Genomic DNA, 1,183 nt, shown 5'->3' with positions numbered 1-1,183 from the left:
ACTTGATGATCTTGGCCACCACGCCGGCGCCGACGGTACGGCCGCCTTCGCGGATCGCGAAGCGCAGGCCGTCGTCCATCGCGACCGGGTTGATCAGCGTCACGGTCATCTTGATGTTGTCGCCCGGCATCACCATCTCGACGCCTTCCGGCAGCTCGATCGAACCGGTGATGTCGGTCGTGCGGAAGTAGAACTGCGGGCGGTAGCCCTTGAAGAACGGCGTGTGGCGGCCGCCCTCGTCCTTGCTCAGCACGTACACCTCGGCCTCGAACTCGGTGTGCGGGGTGATCGAACCCGGCTTGGCCAGCACCTGGCCGCGCTCGACGTCGTCACGCTTGGTGCCGCGCAGCAGCAGACCGGCGTTGTCGCCCGCCTGGCCCTGGTCGAGCAGCTTGCGGAACATCTCCACGCCCGTGACCGTCGTCTTCTGCGTCGGGCGGATGCCGACGATTTCGATTTCGTCACCGACCTTGATGATGCCGCGCTCGATACGGCCCGTGACCACCGTGCCGCGACCCGAGATCGAGAACACGTCCTCGACCGGCATCAGGAACGGCTTGTCGATCGCACGCTCCGGCTCCGGGATGAACGTGTCCAGCGCGTCCACCAGCTTCAGGATCGCCGGCACGCCGATCTCCGACTGGTCGCCTTCCAGCGCCAGACGGGCCGAGCCCGCGATGATCGGGGTGTCGTCGCCCGGGAAGTCGTACTTGCTGAGCAGCTCGCGGATTTCCATCTCGACCAGCTCGAGCAGCTCGGCGTCGTCCACCATGTCGGCCTTGTTCAGGAACACGACGATGTACGGCACGCCCACCTGGCGCGACAGCAGGATGTGCTCGCGCGTCTGCGGCATCGGGCCGTCCGCGGCCGAGCACACCAGGATCGCGCCGTCCATCTGCGCCGCACCCGTGATCATGTTCTTCACGTAGTCGGCGTGGCCCGGGCAGTCCACGTGCGCGTAGTGACGCACCGCGCTTTCGTACTCCACGTGCGCCGTCGAGATCGTGATGCCACGCGCCTTCTCTTCCGGCGCCGCGTCGATCTGGTCGTAACCCTTGAACTCGCCACCGAAACGCTCGGCACCCACCTTCGTCAGCGCCGCCGTCAGCGTCGTCTTGCCGTGGTCCACGTGACCGATCGTGCCCACGTTCACGTGGGGCTTGGTGCGCTCGAACTTACCCTT

Annotated in this window: 1 protein-coding gene; it reads right to left on the bottom strand. The window is 66.4% G+C overall.

All coding sequences use genetic code 11. From position 1 onward, the window contains the following. Window positions 1-1,183, bottom strand: a 1,183-nt coding sequence (tuf, locus tag IE066_RS14690) for an elongation factor Tu (RefSeq protein ID WP_189451282.1), incomplete at both ends; no start/stop codon positions are given.

Source organism: Cognatilysobacter xinjiangensis (assembly GCF_014651995.1).
Lineage (GTDB): Bacteria > Pseudomonadota > Gammaproteobacteria > Xanthomonadales > Xanthomonadaceae > Cognatilysobacter > Cognatilysobacter xinjiangensis.
This window is presented reverse-complemented; position numbering and strand designations above follow the sequence as displayed.